Raw genomic sequence first — 2915 nt, forward strand, 5'->3', positions numbered from 1 at the left:
CTAGCCCCTTAGCTTGGCGTTATAAAGATGAATTCAGACTTTTACATTTATGCATAACCTATGTAGACACATAGCCTACATAGATACTACAAACCAATACATATCGAATTCTAAGCTATTGCGACTTGAAATCTTGGTCTAAAACGTTGAGCTCTTTCAGCTTTTTTTCTAGTTTATCTACACGTTTGAATGCAATGAGGCCAAAAATAAAACCCACAATTCCGAATGTAAATCCTGACATACCAAATGCTTCCATAACTAATCTCCGATTCTATAAATGAGTTTCAGGGTAAAATTAAAGGCCACACACGGCTGCCCATTTTAAAATGAGTGTGGGGCTAGGCTTAACATCAAAGTAAAACGAATCACCTTACATTAATAAGTCGCATAAACGAAAAGTGTTATGAACACAGTTCTATAAAAGCAACCTGACGAGTATTGACCCACAATGTTGATGGCTGTTTTCCTTCCCTAATTGTTTAGGCGGTCTCTTGCCAGTTATATTCCATCTGCCTTGCCACCGTTCTAGCCTGTTCAAAACCGTAGTGCTTTGATACTAGGTGCAGACTCATGTCTATACCCGCAGAAATGCCACCTGAGGTTGTGAATTTTCCAGAAGTGACCCAACGCTGATCGTTCACTACTTGCAAGTTAGGAAACGCTGATTTTAACTCAGAGATGTCTTCCCAATGGGTTGTTACTTTCTCGTCTTTTAATAAACCCGCTTTTGCCAGAAGAAACGCTCCAGTACAGACTGATGCGACTTCGCTAGCCAAAGGCGCGACAGAAGTAAGCCAATTGAGTAGGTTAGACTTGTGCATTTCATTTGTGTGAACGCCGCCCACAACGACTAATAGATCAATCTGAGGATGATTGTCTAACGAGTAATCGGGCAGAATTTTGAAACCACCGCGCGCAGTTACGGGCTCAAGGTTCTCTGAGATCAAGAATACATTAATATCTTGAGCACCTAATCGTTTAGCAGTGCTGAATACTTCAAATGGCCCAGAGAAATCAAGAACCTCTGCCTGATCATAAATGTAGATACCTATGTTCATTGTGTCTCCTTGTCAATAAAGTTTGGCGGTGTTCTGCGGCTGCATATTCCTTGGCGGTATGTACCTGAAGTTATACGCCTTGTTATTAGTTCGCTAGAAGCGATGTGCTTCGCGAGAGATTGGGTTTGGCCGTCCATCTAACTGATAAATTGAACGCGCTTGGTTCGCGAACTAAGTAGTGTCTACCCATTGCGATAACGATCGCAAGTTGAATCACTTGTTACCCACACATCCCACCATAGATTGCGAGCAATCCAATTGGAAGGAGTAAGACCCATTGAGGGAGCTTTACAAAAACCTTAATCCCAAAGAAATACCACCCAACCGCGACAAAAACCAATGCAAACAGAATATACAACGCCCCAACGAACTGCATAGGCAGGTAGAACGGGACAATTCCATGCCAGCCGACATACAAGAGTATCAAAGCGCTAGTTAGCAAAGTGACAGAGACAAGGTGCCAGCAGGCTAGAAGTGTTGCCTTTGGAATATCATCTAGATTTGATTTAAGAAAAGGTTTAACCGGATCGATTTGACCTGCAAATATGTGTACTAACGCAGTCAATGTTGCTAGCAACCCTGAGCCTAATATCCATGTATTCAAAAGAACCTCCTTCGTTTTGATGCCCTGTTAAAGCTCTTGGGTTAATCGTTCAGTTTCAATAGTCTTCAACAGAGAGACATCCTTAAATATTGACCAGGCGCGTCGCAATACGCCAAGTGTAAAGTGTCGGGCGGAATGTTTTGTTAGCCGTTGATATCAAGCCTGAAGAACGGTCTATTTCCGTCCATTCGGTCAACATTCGCACCTAAATTACTGTAAAACTGATGAGCGCGCTTGTTAAGAGGGCTGGCGGTCCATGCAATATGAGAAGCTTGAGCTTTCTGAGCTTCGTTTTCCAATGCACTCATTAACTTGGCACCACAACCTTTTGATCTTTCTCCCTCCAATATCAATAGGTCATCTAACCAGATAGACGGTTCGCCACTGAATGATGAGTATCTAAAGTGGTAAAGTGCAAACCCAAGAATATTCTTCTTTGCTTCTAATAACAGTGCGAAAGCAAAGGGGTGTTCTCCAAATAGGGTTCGTTCAATTTTTTCGGGTGTCGTCGATACTTCACCACTAAACCCTTTCATACTTCGGTCGAATGATGCTTTGAGCTCAATTAGCCTAAGTAATTGATGAGAATCTTTTACCGTCGCATTCCTTACGATCACTTTATACTTCCTCTGTATTGCCAAGTGTGCTAACGCCACATTAAGGTGTGAGCAGCGCTCACCAAACTAAAAACAACATACCATAGGTGGAATTCTAAAAATTGATAACAGAACTCGAAAGTGTGGGGTATCTAACTTGAAAGTCTTGCACGTAGTAAACATGCCGAGCGTGGTATCGATTGAAATTATCGTAAACAATGCCTGACACATATCTAAATCATTGGGGTGATCATCGATGAAACTGACCCGCTGAAAAGACTTGTTAGACGGTTGATTTTGTTCTCTTAGCGCATGGATTTATTTGGTTTTAATAAAGCCGCTAAACGCAATGCCGATTCCAGCACCAATCGCGATACCAACACCTATATTATCGAAAATTAATTCACCAAAAATAATACCGATACCTGTTCCCATCGCCATAGCTAGCCCCATATTGCGAGATTCAGGTGCTTGGTTTTTATCATCTTCAGTCATTTAAAACTTCCCCAAAATAAGAGTGTTACACTAATGTATGAAACCGTAAAACCCGTCACCAAGCTTCACTAGTGCATATAGCCTAACCAATCAACATGACCAGTAGACCACTCTTTATTTGTCATTGGTCTTACGATTACAACCACAGATTATTCTCTTTAT

At 41.6% G+C, this 2915-nt stretch carries 5 protein-coding genes; all 5 read right to left on the reverse strand.

Translation table 11 applies throughout. The features are described 5' to 3' along the window. Window positions 1–115 precede the first annotated feature (115 nt). Window positions 116–256 carry a hypothetical protein gene (locus BCU12_RS23450; protein ID WP_198599288.1) on the reverse strand — a complete coding sequence of 47 codons (141 nt, stop codon included), beginning with the start codon at window positions 254–256 and terminating at the stop codon, window positions 116–118. Window positions 257–479: 223 nt separating this feature from the next. Beyond that, complete coding sequence (locus BCU12_RS08680) at window positions 480–1058, reverse strand: DJ-1/PfpI family protein (RefSeq protein ID WP_102403939.1); 579 nt, start codon at window positions 1056–1058, stop codon at window positions 480–482. Between the two features lie 220 nt (window positions 1059–1278). Continuing rightward, entirely contained in the window at window positions 1279–1662 is a 384-nt protein-coding gene (locus BCU12_RS08685; protein ID WP_102403940.1) for a hypothetical protein, read from the reverse strand. Between the two features lie 143 nt (window positions 1663–1805). Beyond that, window positions 1806–2279: a GNAT family N-acetyltransferase gene (locus tag BCU12_RS08690; RefSeq protein ID WP_241909783.1), complete on the reverse strand. Its 474-nt coding sequence runs from the start codon at window positions 2277–2279 to the stop codon at window positions 1806–1808. Between the two features lie 297 nt (window positions 2280–2576). Beyond that, window positions 2577–2753, reverse strand: coding sequence for a hypothetical protein (locus BCU12_RS23455; RefSeq protein ID WP_198599289.1), 177 nt, complete (start codon window positions 2751–2753; stop codon window positions 2577–2579). Window positions 2754–2915: the final 162 nt, after the last annotated feature.

Origin of the sequence: Vibrio sp. 10N.261.55.A7 (genome assembly GCF_002877365.1) — a bacterium.
Taxonomy (GTDB): domain Bacteria; phylum Pseudomonadota; class Gammaproteobacteria; order Enterobacterales; family Vibrionaceae; genus Vibrio.

What these genes read in the sequence shown, in the direction of transcription:
- BCU12_RS23450 (WP_198599288.1), bottom strand. Translation starts at nt 256, where the DNA reads ATGGAAGCATTTGGTATGTCAGGATTTACATTCGGAATTGTGGGTTTT.
- BCU12_RS08680 (WP_102403939.1), bottom strand. Translation starts at nt 1,058, where the DNA reads ATGAACATAGGTATCTACATTTATGATCAGGCAGAGGTTCTTGATTTC.
- BCU12_RS23455 (WP_198599289.1), bottom strand. Translation starts at nt 2,753, where the DNA reads ATGACTGAAGATGATAAAAACCAAGCACCTGAATCTCGCAATATGGGG.